Raw genomic sequence first — 21,917 nt, 5'->3', positions numbered from 1 at the left:
GGCGTCAGTCGTGCTCCAGTTGCTGCACAAATACTTTCCGCTTCTGCAAGACGGCGCTCGACATTTGAATGATCGTGCACGCCATGCAATGCGTTGTGGTGCTCGTGCGAACATGAACCCATAGTTCACCTCAAGTGCGAAACTGAAAATTAAAAAGATTTCAAATCTTAGCATGAAGTACCTGGAGTTTCGATCAGGCATAGGTATTTTTGCTATTTTGTTATATTATAACACTTAACAATTTCCTCGTTTTTAGGTGAGTTCTACTCATGTTCCGTTTCCTTGCCCTGTGTAGTCTGGCTTTATTCAGCACATTCAGCTGGTCACAAAGTCTGGTGGTTTCGACGCAGCCCATTTATCTGATTGCCAAGAAAATTACCCAGGGGGCGGAGCAGCCAACCTTATTACTGGCCAATCAAAGTGGTCATGATGTCAGTCTGACTCCGGCACACCGTAAAACCATTCAAGATGCCGGACTGGTGATCTGGCTGGGACAGGCCCATGAAGCGCCGCTGTCCAAAGTGCTGGACAATAAAAAAAGTATCGCTCTTTTGGAATCAGGGATCCTGAGTATCTTGCCGATGCGTAATCCTAAAGGTGCTGCCTTAAAGGAGACGGTCGATACCCATGTCTGGCTGGATCCGAATAATGCAGTCCGTATCGGTTTCTTTATTGCGGCCTTGCGTTCCCAGCAATTACCGCAATATCGTGAAATTTACTGGAACAATGCACGTGACTTTGCGCAAAACATGTTGGCCACAGCCCAGCGTTACCACTCTGTCAGCAAAGCCCGTCCTTATTGGGCCTATCACGATGCCTATCAGTATCTGGAACGTCCGCTGAACCTCAAGTTCATGGGCGCCATGACCGATGATCCGCATGTGGCACCGACCATGGCACAGATCAAGTTCCTGCATGATCACCGTCCACAACCCAAAATGTGCCTGCTGGCCGAAGCACATGCCGGAGAAAGTCAGTACCGTAAACTCCAGCCAATTGTCTTTCAGACGGTGGATGAAAGCATGAATGGGGTAGGGGACTTTATACAGGGCTGGCAGAAATTGGCTGGACAAACCCAGAACTGCGTGTTAAGTGCGCGCTAATGATTTAAAAAATAGACAAGTTTTGATTAGTTTGCCAGCATTTGGCCTGTGGAAAAAAACACGACTAAGGTCGGGAAAAGATTGCATGTTCAGGGGTGTAACTCTATAATGCCTGCGATTAAAAATAATCATCAGCTAAACTTGTCAAGCATGCTTGCAGTGAGTGAATAAATAATGAGCCGAACTAGTCGCTTGATTGACCGACGATTAGCGAAAGCTTTAGTCCTCTTACAAGCGTGTATGATCCCTGTTTCAGCCTTGATCGGCTGGGTCGTGAAAGACTCAACCGCAGCCTTGAGTGCCGCTTTAGGGGCGTTCGTCTGTTGGCTTGCGACCTGTTATTTTTCATGGCAATCGTTTCGGACAGCGGGAGCTCGTGCCTCTAAACAGGTTCTTTCGAACATGTATAAAGGTATGATGGGCAAGTTTGCAATCGTGATTGTTGGCTTCATTTTAATTTTAGGCAATGTTAAGCCGTTGTCAGCGGTGGCGTTGTTTTGTGGTTTTATGCTCGTTCAGGCCATGTCGTGGGTCGCTCCGTTTTGGGTGTCACGTCTACAAAAACGAGTTTAAGCACAACAAAAAATTGAAAAGTTTTTTTTGAGCAGGCGAGATATCAAGCAGCACGCGATGTTCGCTTGTTCTATTAGTTTTTTGACATTGACCAGGTGTGATTTATGGCTGCTGAAGAACATGCCCTTACTTCGACCGAGTATATCAAGCATCACTTGACCAATATGACCTACGGCAAAATGCCGGACGGTACATGGAAGTTGGCCGAGAGCGGTGCTGAAGCTCAACAGATGGGGTTCACTGCTATTCACTTGGATTCAATGGGTTGGTCTATCGGGCTGGGTCTGATTTTCTGTTTGCTGTTCTGGGTCGTGGCGAAAGCTGCAAACTCTGGTGTTCCGACCAAGTTCCAGTCTGCAATTGAAATGATTATCGAGTTTGTAGATTCAAGTGTACGTGACACCTTCCACGGTAAGTCACGTCTGATTGCACCATTGGCATTAACTATTTTCGTGTGGATTTTCCTCATGAACTTGATGGACTTAATCCCTGTTGACTTTATTCCTTATACAGCTCAGCAGTTGATTGGTTCGATGCTTGGTGTAGATCCTCATCAAGTTTACTTTAAGATTGTTCCGACTACAGATCCAAACGTTACCTTAGGTATGTCAATTTCTGTATTCTTCCTGATCTTATTCTACAGTATCCGCGAAAAGGGTATTGGAGGCTTTGTTGGTGAGTTGGCACTGAATCCGTTCAATCCAAAGAATCCAGTTGCTAAAGTGCTTTTAATTCCATTCAACTTGTTGCTGGAATTAACCACTTTCTTGGCGAGACCAGTTTCATTGGCTCTACGACTGTTCGGTAACATGTATGCGGGTGAGTTGATCTTCATCTTGATCGCATTATTACCGTTCTGGATCCAGTGGGCATTGTCTGTGCCTTGGGCGATTTTCCATATTCTGATTATCACCCTGCAAGCATTTATCTTTATGATGCTAACCATTGTTTATCTAAGCATGGCAAGCGAAAAGCATTAATGTTAATTGCCTAACTGTCATAAGATGGTTAGGTACAATTTTTAATTTAATTGGGTATAAACCTAACCTCTGAGGAATTATCATGGAACTCACTTTAGGTCTAGTTGCAATTGCATCTGCTATTTTGATCGCTTTCGGTGCTTTAGGTACTGCGATTGGTTTTGGTCTTCTAGGCGGCCGCTTCCTTGAAGCAGTAGCTCGTCAACCAGAATTGGCTCCACAGCTTCAAACTCGTATGTTCTTAATCGCGGGTCTTCTTGATGCTGTACCTATGATCGGTGTTGGTATTGGCTTGTTCTTCATCTTCGCTAATCCATTTGTAGGTTAATCAGCTTAATTCCGAAATTCACTATTTGAGGAATTTGCAATGAATATCAACCTCACATTGTTTGGCCAAGCGATTGCGTTTGCGATTTTTGTCGCATTCTGCATGAAATTCGTTTGGCCACCACTAATCAATGCGATTAGTGAACGTCAGCGTAAAATTGCTGATGGCTTAAATGCTGCTGAAAAAGCGAAAGCTGACCTTGCAGACGCGCAAGCACAAGTGAAAGCTGAGTTAGATGCAGCAAAGGCACAAGCGGCTCAATTGATCGAACAAGCGAACCGTCGTGCAGCGCAATTGGTAGAAGAAGCTCGTACCCAAGCATCTGCGGAAGGTGAGCGTATTCGTCAACAAGCAAAAGAAGCTGTTGATACAGAAATCAATTCTGCTCGCGAAGAATTACGTCAACAAGTTGCTGCTCTTGCAGTGACGGGTGCAGAGAAAATTCTGAGCCAACAAGTTGATGCAGAAGCTCACAATGCCATGCTGACTCAGCTGGCTGCTAAACTTTAAGAGAGGCGGATTATGGCTGAACTCTTGACGTTGGCACGCCCTTACGCTAAGGCAGCATTTGCTTATGCTTCTGAGCAGAGTGCAACTGACTCATGGTCAACTGTACTTGAAGTGCTCAGTGCTGCGGTGCAAGACGAAGCATTTTCAGCTTATCTAAATCGCCCTGAGCTTACACCTGCCGAGCAGGTGGCTCTTTTTGCTAAAATTTTAGGTGAAGATCAGACCGCAGCAGTGTCTAACTTTTTGACATTGCTTGCAGAAAATGACCGTCTGACTCTGCTTCCTGAAATTGCTGCAGAATATGAACAGCTCAAATCACAGAATAACAATACTGTGGATGTTGTAATTGAATCAGCATTCCCATTAACTTCTGTACAAGAACAAACGTTAGCGCAAGCGCTCGAGAAAAAATTCGAAGCTGCGGTAAATGTTTCTGTAGAAGTAAAACCAGAGCTTATTGCTGGTGTAGTTATTCGTGCAGGCGACCAAGTGATAGATGATTCTGCGCTTAACAAGCTTGAAAAAATGCGTACTCGTCTTCTGGCTTAATTGCATATAAGAAGACTGAACTTTAAAAAGATTGAGGTATAGCGCAATGCAACAACTGAATCCATCCGAGATCAGTGCGCTCATTAAACAGCGTATCGGCGATCTGGACACCAGCGCGACCGCTAAGAACGAAGGAACCATTGTTATGGTTTCCGACGGTATTGTGCGTATTCACGGCCTTGCTGATGCAATGTACGGTGAAATGATCGAATTCGACGGCGGCTTATACGGTATGGCACTGAACCTAGAACAGGATTCAGTGGGCGTCGTTGTTTTAGGTAACTACTTAAGCCTTCAAGAAGGCCAAAAAGCGCGTTGTACAGGTCGCGTATTAGAAGTTCCGGTTGGTCCTGAACTTCTAGGCCGTGTTGTCGATGCTTTGGGTAACCCGATTGATGGTAAAGGCCCGATCGATGCGAAATTAACTGATGCAGTAGAAAAAGTTGCACCAGGCGTAATTTGGCGTCAATCAGTGGATCAGCCTGTACAAACTGGTTATAAATCAGTAGATACAATGATTCCAATCGGCCGTGGTCAGCGTGAGTTGATCATTGGTGACCGTCAGACTGGTAAAACAGCTATGGCGATCGATGCGATCATCGCTCAGAAAAACTCTGGCATTAAATGTATCTATGTAGCAATCGGTCAGAAACAATCGACGATTGCCAACGTAGTACGCAAGCTGGAAGAAACTGGCGCGATGGCGTATACCACTGTTGTAGCAGCTGCTGCAGCTGATCCAGCAGCAATGCTGTATCTGGCTCCGTACTCTGGCTGTACAATGGGTGAATACTTCCGTGACCGCGGTGAAGATGCACTGATCATCTATGATGACTTGTCTAAGCAAGCAGTGGCTTACCGTCAAATCTCATTGCTTCTTCGTCGTCCGCCAGGTCGTGAAGCATATCCAGGTGACGTGTTCTATCTACACTCGCGTCTACTTGAACGTGCTTCTCGTGTATCTGCTGACTATGTTGAGAAATTCACTAATGGTGAAGTTAAAGGCCAGACTGGTTCTCTAACTGCATTGCCAATTATTGAAACTCAAGCAGGTGACGTATCTGCATTCGTACCGACAAACGTAATTTCGATTACTGATGGTCAGATCTTCCTTGAAACATCTCTGTTCAACTCAGGTATCCGTCCTGCTGTGAACGCGGGTATCTCTGTATCTCGTGTAGGTGGTTCAGCGCAAACTAAGATCATCAAGAAATTGTCTGGTGGTATCCGTACCGCTTTAGCACAATACCGTGAATTGGCAGCGTTTGCTCAGTTCGCTTCTGACCTTGACGAAGCAACTCGTAAGCAACTTGAACATGGTCAACGTGTAACTGAGTTAATGAAGCAAAAACAATATGCTCCATACTCAATTGCTGACCAGGCTGTTTCAATTTATGCCTCTAACGAAGGCTACATGGCTGATGTTGAAGTGAAGAAAATCGTAGACTTTGATGCTGCGTTAATTTCTTACTTCCGTTCAGAGCATGCTGCGTTAATGCAAAAAATCGATGACACTGGTGATTATAACAAAGACATCGAAGCTGCAATCAAAGCAGGTATTGAAAGCTTTAAAGCGACTCAAACTTACTAATTTTCAACCTTGTTGAATTTAGTATTGGTTTGGTTCACGGAATCAACCTTCGGAAGCTCGCAAGGGCTTTCGAATACTAGGTTAAGCGTATGGCAAATTTAAAAGAAATTCGCGCCAAAGTAGCTAGTATCAAGAGCACGCAGAAAATTACTCGCGCGATGCAAATGGTAGCAGCTTCTAAGATGCGTCGTGCGCAAGAGCGCATGGCTCAAGGCCGTCCGTATGCCGAAAATATGCACCGTGTAATTGCTCACTTGGTTCAAGCGAATCCTGAATACAAACACCGTTATATGGTAGACCGCCCGGTTAAGCGCGTTGGCTATATCATTGTGTCTTCAGATCGCGGCCTGGCTGGTGGTTTGAACATTAACCTGTTCAAGAAAGTGGTTAAACACGTCCAGCAGCAACAAGAGCAGTCAATTGAAGTTCAATTTGCTTTAATTGGTCAAAAAGCGGTTTCGTTTTTTAAAAACTACGGCGGTAAAGTGCTGGGTGCGACTACAAACGTAGGCGATACACCGAGTCTTGAGCAGTTATCTGGTTCTGTACAGGTGATGTTGGATGCTTATGATAAAGGCGAGTTAGATCGTATTTATCTGGTATCAAACGGCTTTGTCAATGCCATGACTCAAAATCAAAAGATCGAACAGCTTGTTCCTTTGGCAGCTGCTGAAGAAGACAAGAATCTTAACCGTCAATACGGTTGGGACTATATCTACGAACCTGAAGCTGAAGAGCTTTTAAATGGTTTGTTGGTTCGCTATATCGAGTCTGTGGTGTATCAAGGTGTGATTGAAAACATCGCATGTGAGCAGTCTGCACGTATGGTCGCTATGAAAGCAGCGACAGACAACGCAGGCGAGATCATTAAGAGCCTGCAACTTATTTATAACAAGCTGCGTCAAGCCGCGATTACTCAGGAAATTTCTGAGATCGTTGGTGGTGCCGCTGCCGTTTAACATTATTTTGAATTGAGGAGACAGCAATGAATAGCGGTCGTATCATTCAGATCATCGGCGCGGTTATCGACGTCGAGTTTGAACGCAACAGCGTTCCTAAGATCTATGACGCTCTCCAAGTAGATGGTACTGAAACTACTTTAGAAGTTCAGCAACAGCTTGGTGATGGCGTAGTTCGTACTATTGCAATGGGTTCTACTGAAGGCCTTAAGCGTGGTTTGAACGTAACGAATACTAACGCGCCGATTTCTGTACCAGTAGGTACAGCGACTCTAGGCCGTATCATGGACGTTCTTGGTCGCCCAATCGACGAAGCTGGTCCGGTTGCGACTGAAGCGCGTTTACCAATTCACCGTCAAGCGCCTTCTTATGCAGAACAAGCGGCTTCTACTGACCTTTTAGAAACTGGTATTAAAGTCATTGACTTGCTATGCCCGTTCGCGAAAGGTGGTAAAGTTGGTCTGTTCGGTGGTGCCGGTGTTGGTAAAACTGTAAACATGATGGAACTGATCAACAACATCGCAAAAGCACACTCAGGTTTATCTGTGTTTGCTGGTGTTGGTGAGCGTACTCGTGAAGGTAACGACTTCTATCACGAAATGAAAGATTCTAACGTTCTAGACAAAGTAGCAATGGTCTACGGTCAGATGAACGAGCCACCAGGTAACCGTTTACGCGTAGCGTTGACTGGTTTGACCATGGCTGAATATTTCCGTGATGAGAAAGACGAAAACGGTAAAGGCCGTGACGTACTCTTGTTCGTAGATAACATCTATCGTTATACACTAGCGGGTACTGAAGTATCAGCACTTCTAGGTCGTATGCCATCTGCAGTAGGTTATCAGCCTACACTTGCAGAAGAGATGGGTGTTCTTCAGGAACGTATTACATCGACTAAGTCTGGTTCGATTACGTCAATCCAAGCGGTATACGTACCTGCCGATGACTTGACTGACCCGTCGCCTGCGACAACGTTTGCTCACTTGGACGCAACTGTTGTATTGAGCCGTGACATCGCATCTTCTGGTATTTATCCAGCGATCGATCCACTAGACTCAACTTCACGTCAGTTAGATCCACTGGTCGTTGGTCAAGAGCACTACGAGATTGCTCGTTCAGTTCAAAACGTTTTACAACGTTATAAAGAATTGAAAGACATCATCGCGATTCTTGGTATGGACGAATTGTCAGAAGAAGACAAACTTACTGTATACCGTGCACGTAAGATCCAGCGTTTCTTCTCGCAACCGTTCCACGTAGCTGAAGTATTTACTGGCGCGCCTGGTAAACTTGTACCGCTTAAAGAAACGATTCGTGGCTTTAAAGGTCTTCTAGCTGGTGAATACGATCACATTCCAGAACAAGCGTTCTATATGGTTGGTGGTATTGACGAAGTGATTGCTAAAGCCGAGAAACTTTAATTAGCTACTCTAATTTAGGAGATTCTCATGGCGACTATGCAATGTGATGTTGTAAGTGTTCAGGAGTCTTTGTACTCAGGCACTGTGACTATGCTAATTGCAAAAGGTGCTGGTGGTGAGCTGGGTATTATGCCTGGTCATGCGCCGCTAGTAACTTTGCTCCAACCTGGCGCGATCCGCGTTATTTTGGAAAATGGTACAGAAGAGTTGATCTATGTATCTGGTGGTATTCTAGAAGTTCAACCGCATGTTGTTACGGTTCTTGCTGATACAGCAGTCCGTGCAGAAAACTTGGATGAAGCGGCAATTATTGAAGCGCGTAAACACGCTGAACAATTGCTGGCCAATCAAAAGAGCGATTTGGATGCTGCTGCTGCTTTGGCTGCTCTTGCAGAAACTGCTGCTCAGCTGGAAACGATCCGCAAAATCAAAAACCGCGCAATGTAATTGTCGGTTTGAGATTGAAAAACCACCCGAAAGGGTGGTTTTTTTATGTTTCATCCTATAGAAAGCAAGGCTAGAAATACTCTCTAAAGTTGCATAGCTTCTCATTCAGCTCATGTAATATATTAAGTCTATCATTTGCTTAATGAATTGATATGAACCTTATTGCTCATGAACCCCACTTTTGGGAACTCTATCAGGATGATGCTCATTATTACCTCAGTATCGCGGTAGATCTGGGTTCCGCACTGTCTTGCTGGGATGTGGTGTTGACACCACAAGAAATCTTGCAATATGAACATCGGGGTAGTGTCAGCATTCGGGAACTGGCAAAATCGGTGGTGGATCTGGTCTATAAAGGCGATTTTTCAACTCTCGAAAGTCGTGTGGTCAAGCCTTATCAACAGCATGCCATGCAGGCAGCATTTAAAGCCTGGCGTAACACTCAAAAAGCAGAATAAAATTTTATCAAGCAATAAGCTCACGAGGCCATTGTCTATTTCTGACAATATTGATGACCTTAAAGTTTGATCCAAAACTTGATTCTGGTTAGATGCTTGTAATTTTTGACAGCTGAGGAAGATACTTGGCGTAGAAAGCTGGGCTTGATAGCCCTCTTAACAATTTGGTTGGTATTAAATTTTAGAATCCAAGAAATATTAAACCACAACATTTTTTTAGTCTTAATCTTGGCAATCCAGTGTTTTGCAGTAGAGGCGTGTTCTCCCTCTGCTTTAAGTTTTTCAGTCCTCTCCCGGTATTTTTCTTTCTGATAATCATATTTGGAAGTACGCAAATTTTCTACAAATCTCTAACTATTGGTTATTTATTATTCGATATAGTGAAGAAAGAGCGCTTAAAAATGTTGGCTCCTTGATATGAGTAATTGGGAGAAAATAAATATGAAAACGACAATGAAAGCAGCGGTGGTCACTGAGTTTAATCAGCCGCTGCAAATCCAAGAGGTGGAAATTCCGAAAATTGCGCCCGGTAAGGTATTAATGAAAATTATTGCCACGGGTGTTTGTCATACCGATTTGCATGCGGTACACGGTGATTGGCCGGTCAAACCGACTTTACCCTTTATTCCTGGCCATGAAGGCGTGGGTGAAGTGGTTGAAGTGGGTGCAGGTATTGAGCACTTAAAGGTGGGTGATATTGTGGGTGTTCCGTGGCTGTATTCTGCTTGTGGGCACTGCGATCATTGCTATGCTGGCTGGGAAACCTTATGTAAGCAACAGCAAAACTCAGGCTATTCAGTGAATGGCAGTTTTGCTGAATATTGTTTGGCCGATGGCAATTATGTGGGAGTGATTCCTGAAGGAGTCGACCTGCTGGAAATAGCCCCGATCCTGTGTGCGGGTGTGACGGTTTATAAAGGCCTGAAAATGACCGAAGCCAAAACTGGGGACTGGGTGGCCATTTCCGGTATTGGCGGTTTGGGTCATGTCGCAGTTCAATATGCCAAAGCCATGGGTTTTAATATCGTGGCCATTGATATAGATGACAGCAAACTGGAACTGGCTAAAAGTTTAGGTGCAGATGTTGCTATTAATGCCCTGAAAGTGGATGTGAAAGAAGAAGTGATGAAAGCGACCGGAGACGGTTGTCATGGTGTACTGGTCACTGCTGTATCACCAAAGGCATTTGCACAGGCGATTGCCATCATTCGTCGTGGTGGAACCATGGTATTAAATGGTCTGCCGCCAGGAACATTTGACTTGTCAATCTTTGATATGGTGCTTGAAGGTATTACCGTGCGCGGTTCTATTGTGGGAACCCGGCTGGATTTAAAAGAAGCCCTGGACATTGCGGCACACGGTAAGGTCAAGGCTCATATTCATGTGGAACCTCTTGAAAATATCAATGATATTTTTGACCGGATGACACATGGCAAAATTGATGGTCGTATTGTAGTGGATATGCGGCTTTAGCCAGCCAATCGCCCAGCCCCATTTGCTAGAGGTGAATGGAGCTAGGCGATCTGGACATTAACCTTCCTGAGTGGACTGCTTCTGATTGTCCGGAATCAGCATGCCTGCCAGTTTAATCATTTCAAGCTGGACGCTATTTAGCTGCTGTTCAATTTTCTTGAAGTCGACCTGGGTGAGGTCAATGTCGCCCTTGAATAAAGGAGTAGCCAATACTTGCTGATTGGCCTGTATCATATTTTGGCGAATAGAATCAATCTCTTGGCTCTTTAAATTCAGGCTGTTGAGCGTTTGATTCAAGCCATTTAGCTGTTGTTTCAATGCGTTGGCAGTGGCCTGAAGCTTGAGCTGATCCTGGTCATTGAGAGCGGTTTGTAACTCAGATTGTGTCTGTTTAAGTTGCTCAACATAATCACCGGCTTTAAGCTGCATATCTGCCACATCACGAACGATATAAAACATGTTACCGCTTTTCCGTTCAGCTGCTGTTTCCGAAGATACTGGCTGCTCAGAATTTAACTCTGGCTTGGAAGCGTTAATCTCATCGGGTTGAACAGGCGGCTCTACAGCTTGCTCGCAGCCTAACAAGACCATAGCCGAACTAAATAAAGCAAAAGGAAGCAAGGCATTGGCAAGTATCTTGGCCATAAAATCAGGATCTCAATCTGGGTATATTTCTTGGGGTTAATATAGAGACAAACTATGGAGATAAAAAAGATTGTTGCAAAGTCATAACAAATCTTTTTTAAGTGCTCTCAAAGATCACCCTGAAATCAGGGAATGATTTAGCTAATTCGTGCAATACCTTGTACAGATGACGGGGCTTTACCTGCTGAATGGGTAAGGCAGATCTTCAGCTACATGCCGCTTTGATCAGGCAAGCAGTAGTAGGGGAGAATGATTTCAAAAATAAGTATCTATAAGGCTCATAGATACTTATAAAATCAGTAAGCAGTTATTTGGCGAGTTCAGCATTCACCGCATCTACGATACGCGGATCATCCGCTGTAATGTCGGGAGCGAAACGCGCGACGACTTGCCCCTGTTTATTGACCAGAAACTTTTCAAAGTTCCAGAGGACTTCAGGCGGTTCATTGGGAGTCAGGCCATAATCCACCAAGTCTTTCCACCATGGACCTTCACCGATACGTTCTGGCTGTGCAGTTGTCAATGTTTGATACAGTGGATGTTTATCTGGACCAGCCACAGAAATTTTAGCAAATAACGGAAAAGAAACATCATAGTTCAGTGAACAGAATTGCTGGATTTCTTCATTCGAGCCCGGTTCCTGTTCTAAAAAATTATTGGCTGGAAAACCTAATATTTCGAGACCTTGATCTTTTTTCTCACGGTAGAGTTTTTCTAAACCTTCATATTGCGGAGTCAGGCCGCACTTGGAAGCGGTATTGACGATCAGTAAAACTTTTCCGGCGAATTGATCTAACTTTATCTCTTCACCTTGAATGGTTTTAATGGAAATATCAGAAATCGAGGTCATGCATGCATCCTTATCGCATATAAATTAAAGTTTTAGGCTGTTCTTTTTAGCTGGAATTTTGCTGGGTAGCAAGTGATTTTAGGGGAAGTTGTGATTAGGGCAGGTCAGGCTAAAGCTACCTGCCCGGTTTATTATTGAGCTGGTTGAGCTGGTTGAGCTGGTTGAGCTGGTTGAGCTGGTTGTGGATTTATTTTGGCCTGTAATGCTTGTACATCACGCATAATATCCTTTTGTACATTCATAACTTGTTGTTGAAGCTGCTTAATTTTAGCTTCATCTGGTTTGGCTTCGGTGCTCAAGCGTGTTAGCTCTAGTCCCAGTTCATTTGAATGAATAAACTTGTTGCGAAGTTCATGCACTTCCTGGCTTTTCAGTGACAGTGTTTTTAGGTCACGATTAAATTCTGTCATGAAGCCCTGCATATCCTTCATGACAGTTTGAATCTGATCACGGTTATTGGCCTGTACGGCTTTCATCATCCGGTCTTGAAAATCCATGGCAGTTTCTGCCTTAGAGTTGGTCAGGGTTTGCAGATGATTCAAGTCATTACGGATGTCTTCATGCTGATTGGTTGTCATATTGCCTGAAGTAGCGGGAGCAGGCGTAGAAGGTGCAGTCGCCGTAGCGCTTTGAGTGTGGTCTGATTTAGCTGGCTCAGTCGGTTTACTACAGCCTGCAAGTGTCAGGCCTACCATACAGGCAGTCGTAATAAGTAATTTTTTCATGCAAAGCGTACCCTGTATAAAAGTAAGATTAAATTTCGCAGATGAGCGTTTTTATAAAAACCAATTTTTTATTTAAACATGCTTTAAAGGTAGGGAGACAACGCTTTACTTTTTATACTTAAAAATTATACGTGATAAAAACAGCAGGGCTGAGATTTTTTATAAATCTTTGATATATATTTATTTAATTTAAGGAGCGCATCTGTGAGGGAGTCTGGCCGGTATAGCGTTTGAAAAAGGCGATAAAGCTAGAGCTATGCTGATAACCCAGCTCATAGGCAAGCCGTTTGATGGAAGTACCTTGGCGAATTTGTCCAATGGCATAAATAATTTTGGCACGGTTACGCCATTCAGAAATAGGCAGGCCAAGTTCCTGCTGGCTTAAACGTAAAATCTGCCGTTCGCTCAGGCTAAATCGCTTGAGCAGGGTATGTAAGCCATATTGAAACAACATCGGATCTGCAAGCTGCTGCAAGACGGGAAGCAATACCGGATGCTGGCTTTGCGGTAAATAATCATCATACCTTTCGGCTTGGAGTATTTGGTCGAACAGCACCTGCAAAAGATGCACATACATCTTATGGGCAGCGGGAGGGTGTGCCAGAATTTCCCTGACCAAGACAGACAGAAAAGGCCGGATACTGAAGGTTGTAACGTCCTGAGGAAGATGCTCACATAAGCTGGGATGAATCCTGATGCAGATAAAATGGGTGATACCGTGATCCAGCGCAACAGAACAATGCTCAGTCTGCGGAGGTAGCCACAGGGCATAATTGGGAGGAGCCAGAAAGGTCTGTTTTTCAGTACGAAGCTCCAAAATACCGTCCAGACTAAAATTAAAATCCCCCCACAGGGAAGAATGGGGTTCCACCTCTTCATCTTTTTTATAAAAAAACTGATTGATCTCAATCAGCCTATCAAGCGTAGGAGAGTTCGGTTTTTGCATTATTCTGAATATCCGTCGAGATGTCCTCTATACAGTATAGATGTCTGAAATTCAGTATTTCAATTATTTCAGACTTCCATAACAATAAGAGCTTGAATACGTTGAGGTGAGAAAAATGTCAAGCGATCTGCGTAATCCGACATGGGCATTTGCCTTGCCGGTGCTGGCTGTCATGATCTGGTCATTAAATATTGTGGTGACACGCTATGCAGCCGACCTGATTTCTCCGGCCAGTATCAGTTTTTATCGCTGGCTGATTGCCTTTCTCATTCTGACTCCATTTATGTTAAGTAAGGTCTGGCAGCAACGTCAGCTTGTTAGACAACACTGGTTACAGTTGGCGGTATTGAGCGCATTTGGAATGGTGCTTTATCAGGGTTTGGCCTATACCGCGGCACATTACACCACAGCCACCAATATGGGGCTAATTAATGCCTTTATTCCGATATTTACCATTCTGGTTTCTCTTTTTATTCTGAAAGATATACCGAATTATTTTGCCATTATCGGCGGTATTTTATCGTTTTGTGGTCTGATGTATGTGATGGCTCAGGGGGACCTGACTGCATTGTGGCAAAATGGCGCCCATTGGGGTGACCTGCTGATGGTGATTGCAGTATTTTTCTACGCCTTTTATGGGGTGTTTTTGAAGAAGTGGCAATTACAGATCCCTTTATTGATCAGTCTGTATATCCAGATCGGTTTCGCGCTGATCTATCATTTACCCTTTATTGCCTGGTTGGGGCTGGACAGTTTGAATACTGCCAACTTGAGCAGTGTGCTGTATGCGGGTATTTTTCCTTCGCTGATTGCACCTCTGGTCTGGATGCTGGCTGTACAGCAGATTGGTCCCAACCGGACCAGTATTTTCATGAACCTGATGCCCGTTTTTACCGCGATTATTGCCAGTATCTGGCTGGCTGAAAGCTGGACCATCTATCATAGTATGGGCGGGGCTATTATTCTCCTGGGGATTTTACTGGCGCAATATCAGCCTAAAATCAGGTTGGCCTAAGCTGTTTTGTGTGACTCAAAAGATCGTTTGGTTGAAATTCAATCAAACGAAAAGTAAATTTTTATTGAAATTGATTGCTAAATTGGTAATTTTGAAGGGTTATATCAATAATAAAAATATAGCTTTATTTTAAAAACAGAATAGAAAGAGTAAGATATTTTTAATATAAGTTAAAATTTTTTATTTATTAATAGTTAAAATGTCTTAGATGATATTTTTTATATACTTGTTGTTCTAAAGCGTTTCTCTCATAATACGCCCATCGAGAATGATGAAGCAAAAAAATCCTTGTTTTATCAGACTCCCAGAGATTTTCTGTACCCTCTGGATGTGATTTATACACATCCTTTTTTATGCTCAGCCATCCCTATATGGTTGAGCTTTTTTTTGTCTTAAAACTTTAGTCGGTCTTGATAAAGTTCAAAGCTTGGGCATGACTTTAGTCTCGAATGATTTCTCCGGTAACGGCATCAATGATCCTGCTTGGTTCCTGACTCAAGCCCAAGTCACCATTTAAATAATTTAAATCCTGCTGAAAATAGCCAATCGCATCTTGTAGGGAGCGCGCGGGTTCCAGACCCGCAGGGTTGGCACTGGTGGAGACAATAAAGCCGCCAAAAGCCTGACAGAGGGCGACACATAGTGAATGACTGGTAACCCGTACTGCTACTTTGGGATGCTGGCCTTTAATCCAGGTGGGAATGTCATCATGGGCGGGTAATAACCAGGTAATTGCACGTTCTGCTGGGCGGTTATTACTCCAAGATTCAATCACCTTTTCACGCATTTCCTCGCTCAACTCCCCCAGCAGATGTTCGACCTGAGCAATATGCGCCGCCAACAAAATAACGCCTTTTTCAACTGGGCGCTGTTTCAGCTTTAAAATCTGGTGAAATGCCTGCTCATTATAAGGGTCGCAACCCAGCCCCCAAACAGCCTCTGTAGGATATGCCAGAACTTGTCCAGCTTTGAGACAGGTCGCTGCTTCGGAAACAGAGGTGGTGATCATGTGAATACCTTACTAAAAACGACAAAGGCCTATTGTGAACCTTATTTAAGTACACGACAACGCAGATACATGCCGGCTTGCTGAGTACTAAAGCCCAAAAGCTCAAGTTCCATCAGTTGGCTGGTAAGAGTAGCCACATCCTGCCTGAGCTGACTGCTTAAATGGTCCAGATCTTGTCCAACCCAGTCCAGCTGGTTATACAGGGAGATCAGATGTTGCGGAATGTAAGACGGCTCATGTACTGCTGTTTCATTTTTGATGGAGTTTTGCAGGGCTTGCCATTGGGTCGGCAGGGCCAGATCTTCAATCACCTGCTCGGGATGATCAACTAAAATGGCTCCTTCACGAATCAGTTGATGACAACCCTGATGATGCTCACTATAAATATGCCCCGGAATGGCAAAGACTGTTTTACCTTGCTCCGCAGCCAGTTTGGCCGTAATGAGCGAGCCACTTTTTAAGGTGGCTTCTGCCACGATAATGCCGAGACTCAGCCCACTGACAATCCGGTTGCGCCGTGGGAAATGGTGTTGTAAGGGCGGGGTATTGGGTAAAAATTCGCTAATGACAGCTCCACCTTCAGTAATAATTTGCTGGCGCAGCTGCTGATGCTGGGCCGGATAAGTCTGGTCCAGGCCGGTTCCCATTACTGCAATGGTGCCTTGCTGTTGCAGTCCGGCGCGATGGGCGGCTTCATCAATCCCTTGTGCAAGTCCGCTATTAATATAAAAACCCTGTTCGCTCAGATAACTGGCAAAATCATAAGCGACCTGACGGCCATGCGCACTGGGCTTGCGACTGCCCACCAGAGCAATCTGTGCCTGTAACAAACAATCTGGCCGACCCTGGCCAAATAGAATCGGCGGACGATCATTATAGGGGCTTAACTGCTGCGGATAATGAGGATCACTGTCTAACAGAATGAAGTCACTATCACGTTGAATGCTCTGCAAACTTTGCTGAAACTTTTGTTGTGAAGCTTCGAGCTGAAACTCTTTCAGCCGCTGTACATGATTGGCATGAATGCCTAAGGCTTGCCAGATGGGTGCCTGATCAGGATGCAGGGCATCGCCCAGATGAGAATAGTGCTGCCGGATTTTATAAAAACTGGGCAGAGAATGCTGGACCAGATACCATAAACTGATCATGTCCAGTTGCGCAGCCGAGAAGGACTTCAACATGTCGAGACCTTTACCTGTCTTCTTATTATTATGAAATGTGGAGGAGGGAGACACTGCTGTTTTCAGCAGCATCTCTCAAGTACTATAAATTATTCATCCAGTAGGGGAGGCTGAACCGCTGCCCCAACCTTGATTGGCAGCTCACTTTCAAGTACATAAGCATAGCTCAGCTGATCAAATGCCTTGAAGACCATGATATTGCCAATACGCTCACCTGGTAACTGAATACGTTCCTTGGTTTTCGGGTCGGTCACGACTTCACCTTTCTGGTTCACACTCAGCACATGGCCGGCCTGTAACCCATGCGTGGTACCACGGTCAATCGTGACCACACTATGTCGTGCAGCTGTACCGATTGAACCCAGTACACGTACAATCTGGCCACCAGAGGTTACATTTTCAGCATTGGTTGGATAAAACAGGGTCGGTAACATCGGATCATATTCTGGCAGGACACGGTCACCGCGACGCACTTCAGCAGTATAGGTATCGGTCAATTCAAGAGTACTGATGTCATTTTCATTGCGTACCGCAATCGCTGACGCGACCTGTATCAGCTCCTGGCCGGCATTGTATTTATTCCCTTTAGCATCGGTAAGCATATAAGGTTCAGCTTCACGATACACCCCATAACGCTGACCAGCCACAATCCCTTTACCGCGGCTATATACTTTCTGGCCTTTGCCTGCCAGCACGCGCTGGTCTGCTGTTCCCAGAATATAAGGGGTTCTGGTCAGAGATTCTGGGGCAATAATCGTGCTACGTTCCAGCCATTGCTTGATATGTTCAAGCGGAATCACCGGAATGGTATTATTTAAAGATTCTACCCGAACCTGTGGTTGCAACGCGGTGCTACCGATATAACGGCTGATAATGCCTGCACAGCCATCACCTTCATCTTTACCAATAATTGGACGGCCTTGATAATCACACATCAGCAGGCGGTCACCCGGGAAAATCCAGTGTGGATTTTTCACGTGCTTATTACTGGCCCAAATTTCCGGCCAACGTACAGGATTTTTTAGGAATCGTTTGGAAATATCCCACAGCGTATCACCTTTTTTCACTACATAGACTTGTGGTGCATTGGCTTTTAGGCTCGGTGGATTGACGTTACGTGTAGGCGCTGCCCCAGCGGTGTGAATTGTTCCTAGCCCCAAGCCCATACAAACTGCGAGTACGAGCACATGTTTTTTAAACCCCGGGGCACTAAAAAATGGCATGCCCTTCAAAACCTTTTTCATTATCATAATTCCTAAAATTATGTCTGTAGTTGCGTTATAATAACGATCTTACACACATTTTTTTGATGAAGCATTCCCTTCATTTGGTTTTTTGATCAATGGCATAGTTGAGGACGCAGTATGGCCTTATTACCTATTTTAAGTTTCCCGGACCCCCGTCTTCGCACCATTGCACAACCAGTCGAAGAAGTCACTGATGAGATTCGTCAGCTCGCTGCAGATATGTTTGAGACCATGTACGAAGCGCCAGGTATTGGACTTGCTGCGACTCAAGTCGATCGTCATATTCAGCTGATTGTGATGGACCTGTCTGAAGATAAAGATCAACCGATGGTGTTTATTAACCCCAAAATTACACCACTAACTGAAGAAACCCAGCCTTATGAAGAAGGCTGTCTGTCAGTTCCTCAAATATACGATAAAGTTGAGCGTCCGTCACGTGTAAAAATCGAGGCAATTAATCTTGAAGGTCAAGCATTTGAGATGGAAGCTGATGGACTTCTCGCTGTGTGTATTCAACATGAAATGGATCACTTAAATGGCAAGCTGTTTGTGGACTATTTGTCGCCATTAAAGCGTCAGCGTGCACGTGAAAAAATTGAGAAAGCAGCCCGCCAGCGTGAAAAAGCCAAAGTTGCGGTAAAACGTTAAAGTTCCAGCTCTTTTGAATAAATTTAGCCCAATTTTGATTGGGCTTTGTTATACTCTACCAGGCAAATTTTCAGTATCTGCTGTTTTGTAGGGCTAGCCAATCATGGTATTGCGTGGTGGACTGCTGCTTTCTCTAGTGGCTGTTTTTTTACAGATTGCTGTTTTTTTACAGCCTTTGCTGCCGGAGCAATATCAGGTTGCACCGGTCTGTGAAACCATTACGCGCGCACTTTTATCGCCGGTAACTCAGCATTCGTCTGCAAGCCATGCCGACTCTTCCCATCTTGAATCCCATTCTGTGATAGAGCAGAGCGCTGGGCATGATCACCACGATCCGAGTCATCAATGCCAGTACTGTACGGTCTACGGCAATCTGATCCTGCCGCCTGAGCTGGAAGTGCAAGAAGTTCTGGATCGTATTCTGGTCCGTTTAATTGCTTTTGAAAAAGCCTTTAAACATGTCTGGTTTGTCCTTCAACAACTTTTTCTTATTCCTCAAGGCCGCGCTCCGCCAGCATTCACTTAAAGCCTGTTTGATACGCCGGGTCTTCACTGACTTAGGCACAGTTATATCTATGATTTAAGTGAGAAACAAAATGGCTCAGCCAAAATTTTATTTACAGCCCCTTGCGGCTGCGATTGCTGTTGCGTGTACTTCAGGTGTGGTATTTGCAGATGAGGCGAAAGTGCTACACACACTGGCTCCTATTGTGGTGACCTCCGCTGCGGGTAATGAGGCCAATGGCCTGATAGTCAGTGCCGATCCTAAACAGCCCATTCAACCAATTCCAGCCACCGATGGTGCGGATTATCTGCAAAGCATTGTCGGCTTTAGTGCAGTGAATAGTGGAGCCGGGACCAATGGCGATGTGACCTTCCGTGGCATGTTTGGTTCACGCATCAAAATCTTGACCGATGGCACCGAAAACCTGGGCGCCTGTCCGAGTCGAATGGATTCACCGACCTCTTATATTTCACCGGAAAGTTATGACCGTATTTCTGTCATTAAAGGCCCACAAACGGTGCAATATGCCAATACCGGTTCAGCGGCAACCGTGATTTTTGAGCGTACACCTGAACAGTTTGATGACGATCAAAACTACCGTGGTCAAGCCAGTGTCTTAATGGGTTCATTTGGCCGTCTAGACCATAATATTGAAGCTGCTGCAGGAGACGAGAAAAAATATATCCGTTTGAATGCTAACCGTTCAGTATCGGATAGTTATCAAGATGGCGATGGCAACACAGTCCCTTCAGACTGGGAGCGCTGGAATACCGATATCGCACTCGGTTGGACACCGGATGAAGATACCTGGGTAGAACTGACAGGTGGTAAGGCCAATGGTGAAGCCGTGTATGCAGGTCGTGGCATGGATGGTTCAAAGTTTGCACGTGAGAGTGTGGGCTTACGTGTTGAAAAGAACAATGTCACTGAGACTTTGAAGAAAGTTGAAGCACAGGTGAACTATAACTTTAATGATCATGTCATGGATAACTATAGTTTACGCGCCAAACCTATGATGGAAATGGCAACCAATGTAACGCGAAAAACATTAAATGCACGTATGGCTGTGACACATGAGTGGGATAAATTACAGTTTATTACAGGTATAGATACCCAAAATAATGAACATGGTATTCGCAAAACAGATAAACAAGGCTCTTATCTGACTAAGCCTGTTCTGACCGATATGGAATTTCAATCTTATGGTGGTTTTGGTGAATTGAGCTATCAACTCAACGATCAAAATAAGTTAGTCACAGGCTTACGCCTAGATCAGGTGGATGTCGATGCCGTACAAAAAAATCAATCACGTCAGCAACTTTTACCAAGTGCTTTTTTGCGATTTGAGAATATTCATCCTGAACATGAGGATGGCAAAACTTACATTGGTTTAGGTTATGTCGAGCGTATGCCAGATTATTGGGAACTATTTAGTCCTGAATTGGGTAATGGCAATCCAAATACCTTTAAAAACATCGATACTGAGAAAACTTTACAACTCGATTTAGGTTATCAACATGCGCATGGTCATTTCAATTCTTGGGCATCTGCCTATACAGCTTTGATTCAAGATTTTATTTTGACCAAATACAATGCAAGTGATAAAGCAGAAACGAGAAATGTCGATGCTGTCATCGCAGGTGTAGAAGCAGGAATTGGTTATCAGTTTACCGATGTGGTTCAAGCAGATATCAGTGCCATGTATGCATGGGGAGAAAACACCACCAATAATACGCCATTGCCACAAATTGCACCTTTAGAAGGTCGGGTGAATCTACGTTATATCCAAGACCGTTATACCTTGGGGGCTTATTGGCGTGTTGTTGATGGTCAAAGTCGTATCAGTGAGCGTGAAGGCAACATTGTAGGTTATGACAATAAGAAAAGCGCGGGCTTTGGCACTTTATCATTAAATGGTACCTACCACCTTGCTGATGGAGTTGATGTATCAGTAGGTATTGATAATGTCTTAGATCGTGCATATACCGAACACTTAAATAAAATGGGAAATGCCGGTGTCGGTCTATCTGCTACAGAACAATTTAACAATATTGGACGTAATTACTGGGCAAGAATCAGTATGAAGTTCTAACTTGATTTAAAATTCAACAAAAAGCAGGAGGAAAATCCTGCTTTTTCTATTTTAAAAGATATAAATTTTATATTTTTCAATTGTTTATTATTTATAGGTATTTGGAGAGAAAATAACGAACATTTTTATTAAGATATTTTTTATATTTAAAACAGTAACTTATAAATTTATTGGTTTATAAAATAAACACACGTTTCAAATGTTTTAAAAAAGGTGTTGCGTCGTGTCTGAAATACTGTAGAATGCACATCCATCGGCAGTGATGAAGATTAAAACTTGTTAGGAAACAAGGATTTAGCACAAGGTGTTGAGTTTAGGTGTCTTGAATGAGTTTAAAAATAATCGGATTTACTGGTTGACTTTCTACAAAGAAAGCGTAACATAGCCGACCTGGCTTGCTGCTGACGAAGTAGCAAGAAGATCATTAAGAGATTATGAAGAACAACTTGTGTGGATTTTTACTGGTTGATTGATCGAAATATTATCATTGATTGATTGGTTTAAATTACTCGAAGTTTATTTGAGAGAATTTGTCAGAAAATTGATGAGCCAAGATTGGTGTCCTTTAGGCACTACTGATTTTAAACTGAAGAGTTTGATCATGGCTCAGATTGAACGCTGGCGGCAGGCTTAACACATGCAAGTCGAGCGGGGCGAAGGTA

At 44.1% G+C, this 21,917-nt stretch carries 23 protein-coding genes, 1 rRNA gene and 1 pseudogene; 17 read left to right on the top strand and 8 right to left on the bottom strand.

The window, feature by feature from the left end; all coding sequences use genetic code 11:
- A pseudogene (locus E2K52_RS08440) lies at positions 1-122 on the bottom strand (Fur family transcriptional regulator); the annotation flags it as partial.
- 147 nt (positions 123-269) lie between these two features.
- Here E2K52_RS08440 and E2K52_RS08435 point away from each other — a divergent pair.
- The 12 genes from E2K52_RS08435 (at position 270) to adhP (ending at position 10,392) form a co-directional block, all read left to right on the top strand.
- Positions 270-1,103 carry a metal ABC transporter solute-binding protein, Zn/Mn family gene (locus E2K52_RS08435; RefSeq protein WP_151204715.1) on the top strand — a complete coding sequence of 278 codons (834 nt, stop codon included), beginning with the start codon at positions 270-272 and terminating at the stop codon, positions 1,101-1,103.
- A 174-nt stretch (positions 1,104-1,277) separates the two neighbouring features.
- Positions 1,278-1,676 (top strand): ATP synthase subunit I, encoded by a 399-nt coding sequence (locus E2K52_RS08430; protein WP_151204714.1) that lies wholly within the window; start codon positions 1,278-1,280, stop codon positions 1,674-1,676.
- A 104-nt stretch (positions 1,677-1,780) separates the two neighbouring features.
- Positions 1,781-2,656, top strand: coding sequence for a F0F1 ATP synthase subunit A (atpB, locus tag E2K52_RS08425; protein WP_151204713.1), 876 nt, complete (start codon positions 1,781-1,783; stop codon positions 2,654-2,656).
- Positions 2,657-2,738: 82 nt separating this feature from the next.
- On the top strand, positions 2,739-2,984 hold the full coding sequence (gene atpE, locus E2K52_RS08420; protein WP_000424060.1) for a F0F1 ATP synthase subunit C: 246 nt from the start codon (positions 2,739-2,741) through the stop codon (positions 2,982-2,984).
- A gap of 39 nt (positions 2,985-3,023) precedes the next feature.
- Positions 3,024-3,494: a F0F1 ATP synthase subunit B gene (locus tag E2K52_RS08415; protein ID WP_151204712.1), complete on the top strand. Its 471-nt coding sequence runs from the start codon at positions 3,024-3,026 to the stop codon at positions 3,492-3,494.
- A gap of 12 nt (positions 3,495-3,506) precedes the next feature.
- A complete protein-coding gene (locus tag E2K52_RS08410) occupies positions 3,507-4,043 on the top strand; it encodes a F0F1 ATP synthase subunit delta (RefSeq protein WP_151204711.1) in 537 nt (178 codons plus the stop codon).
- Between the two features lie 46 nt (positions 4,044-4,089).
- On the top strand, positions 4,090-5,634 hold the full coding sequence (atpA, locus tag E2K52_RS08405; RefSeq protein WP_151204710.1) for a F0F1 ATP synthase subunit alpha: 1,545 nt from the start codon (positions 4,090-4,092) through the stop codon (positions 5,632-5,634).
- Between the two features lie 89 nt (positions 5,635-5,723).
- Complete coding sequence (gene atpG / locus E2K52_RS08400; protein ID WP_151204709.1) at positions 5,724-6,593, top strand: F0F1 ATP synthase subunit gamma; 870 nt, start codon at positions 5,724-5,726, stop codon at positions 6,591-6,593.
- A 26-nt stretch (positions 6,594-6,619) separates the two neighbouring features.
- Positions 6,620-8,014 (top strand): F0F1 ATP synthase subunit beta, encoded by a 1,395-nt coding sequence (gene atpD, locus E2K52_RS08395; RefSeq protein ID WP_151204708.1) that lies wholly within the window; start codon positions 6,620-6,622, stop codon positions 8,012-8,014.
- Between the two features lie 27 nt (positions 8,015-8,041).
- The gene (locus tag E2K52_RS08390; protein ID WP_151204707.1) at positions 8,042-8,461 is read left to right on the top strand and encodes a F0F1 ATP synthase subunit epsilon; all 420 of its coding nucleotides are present in this window, start codon (positions 8,042-8,044) and stop codon (positions 8,459-8,461) included.
- A gap of 152 nt (positions 8,462-8,613) precedes the next feature.
- Complete coding sequence (locus E2K52_RS08385) at positions 8,614-8,919, top strand: hypothetical protein (RefSeq protein ID WP_151204706.1); 306 nt, start codon at positions 8,614-8,616, stop codon at positions 8,917-8,919.
- A gap of 441 nt (positions 8,920-9,360) precedes the next feature.
- On the top strand, positions 9,361-10,392 hold the full coding sequence (adhP, locus tag E2K52_RS08380; RefSeq protein ID WP_151204705.1) for an alcohol dehydrogenase AdhP: 1,032 nt from the start codon (positions 9,361-9,363) through the stop codon (positions 10,390-10,392).
- 57 nt (positions 10,393-10,449) lie between these two features.
- Here adhP and E2K52_RS08375 read toward each other — a convergent pair whose 3' ends face one another.
- From E2K52_RS08375 to E2K52_RS08360, 4 genes are all read right to left on the bottom strand, one after another.
- Positions 10,450-11,037 (bottom strand): hypothetical protein, encoded by a 588-nt coding sequence (locus E2K52_RS08375; RefSeq protein ID WP_151204704.1) that lies wholly within the window; start codon positions 11,035-11,037, stop codon positions 10,450-10,452.
- Between the two features lie 307 nt (positions 11,038-11,344).
- Positions 11,345-11,887: a glutathione peroxidase gene (locus tag E2K52_RS08370; protein WP_151204703.1), complete on the bottom strand. Its 543-nt coding sequence runs from the start codon at positions 11,885-11,887 to the stop codon at positions 11,345-11,347.
- Positions 11,888-12,018: 131 nt separating this feature from the next.
- Entirely contained in the window at positions 12,019-12,612 is a 594-nt protein-coding gene (locus tag E2K52_RS08365) for a DUF3558 domain-containing protein (RefSeq protein ID WP_151204702.1), read from the bottom strand.
- 184 nt (positions 12,613-12,796) lie between these two features.
- On the bottom strand, positions 12,797-13,558 hold the full coding sequence (locus E2K52_RS08360) for an AraC family transcriptional regulator (RefSeq protein ID WP_151204701.1): 762 nt from the start codon (positions 13,556-13,558) through the stop codon (positions 12,797-12,799).
- 115 nt (positions 13,559-13,673) lie between these two features.
- Here E2K52_RS08360 and E2K52_RS08355 point away from each other — a divergent pair, with 115 nt between their 5' ends.
- The gene (locus E2K52_RS08355) at positions 13,674-14,573 is read left to right on the top strand and encodes a DMT family transporter (RefSeq protein ID WP_151204700.1); all 900 of its coding nucleotides are present in this window, start codon (positions 13,674-13,676) and stop codon (positions 14,571-14,573) included.
- A gap of 439 nt (positions 14,574-15,012) precedes the next feature.
- On the opposite strand, the gene E2K52_RS08350 is transcribed toward E2K52_RS08355, so the two are convergent.
- The 3 genes from E2K52_RS08350 to E2K52_RS08340 form a co-directional block, all read right to left on the bottom strand.
- The gene (locus tag E2K52_RS08350; RefSeq protein ID WP_151204699.1) at positions 15,013-15,582 is read right to left on the bottom strand and encodes a Sua5/YciO/YrdC/YwlC family protein; all 570 of its coding nucleotides are present in this window, start codon (positions 15,580-15,582) and stop codon (positions 15,013-15,015) included.
- Positions 15,583-15,623: 41 nt separating this feature from the next.
- Positions 15,624-16,763 carry a DNA-processing protein DprA gene (gene dprA / locus E2K52_RS08345; RefSeq protein WP_151204698.1) on the bottom strand — a complete coding sequence of 380 codons (1,140 nt, stop codon included), beginning with the start codon at positions 16,761-16,763 and terminating at the stop codon, positions 15,624-15,626.
- A gap of 89 nt (positions 16,764-16,852) precedes the next feature.
- Positions 16,853-18,007, bottom strand: a complete 1,155-nt coding sequence (locus tag E2K52_RS08340) for a LysM peptidoglycan-binding domain-containing protein (protein ID WP_151204697.1) — start codon at positions 18,005-18,007, stop codon at positions 16,853-16,855.
- A gap of 120 nt (positions 18,008-18,127) precedes the next feature.
- Here E2K52_RS08340 and def point away from each other — a divergent pair, with 120 nt between their 5' ends.
- The 4 genes from def to E2K52_RS08320 form a co-directional block, all read left to right on the top strand.
- Entirely contained in the window at positions 18,128-18,658 is a 531-nt protein-coding gene (def, locus tag E2K52_RS08335; protein WP_151204696.1) for a peptide deformylase, read from the top strand.
- Between the two features lie 103 nt (positions 18,659-18,761).
- The gene (locus E2K52_RS08330; protein ID WP_151204695.1) at positions 18,762-19,184 is read left to right on the top strand and encodes a DUF2946 family protein; all 423 of its coding nucleotides are present in this window, start codon (positions 18,762-18,764) and stop codon (positions 19,182-19,184) included.
- 70 nt (positions 19,185-19,254) lie between these two features.
- A complete protein-coding gene (locus E2K52_RS08325) occupies positions 19,255-21,255 on the top strand; it encodes a TonB-dependent copper receptor (RefSeq protein ID WP_151204694.1) in 2,001 nt (666 codons plus the stop codon).
- 583 nt (positions 21,256-21,838) lie between these two features.
- Positions 21,839-21,917 (top strand): 16S ribosomal RNA (locus E2K52_RS08320); the annotation flags it as partial.

Origin of the sequence: Acinetobacter sp. RF14B (genome assembly GCF_006864105.1) — a bacterium.
GTDB lineage: Bacteria > Pseudomonadota > Gammaproteobacteria > Pseudomonadales > Moraxellaceae > Acinetobacter > Acinetobacter lwoffii_C.
The sequence above is the reverse complement of the archived record's forward strand: the minus strand, read 5'-3'. Positions and strand labels throughout refer to the sequence as shown.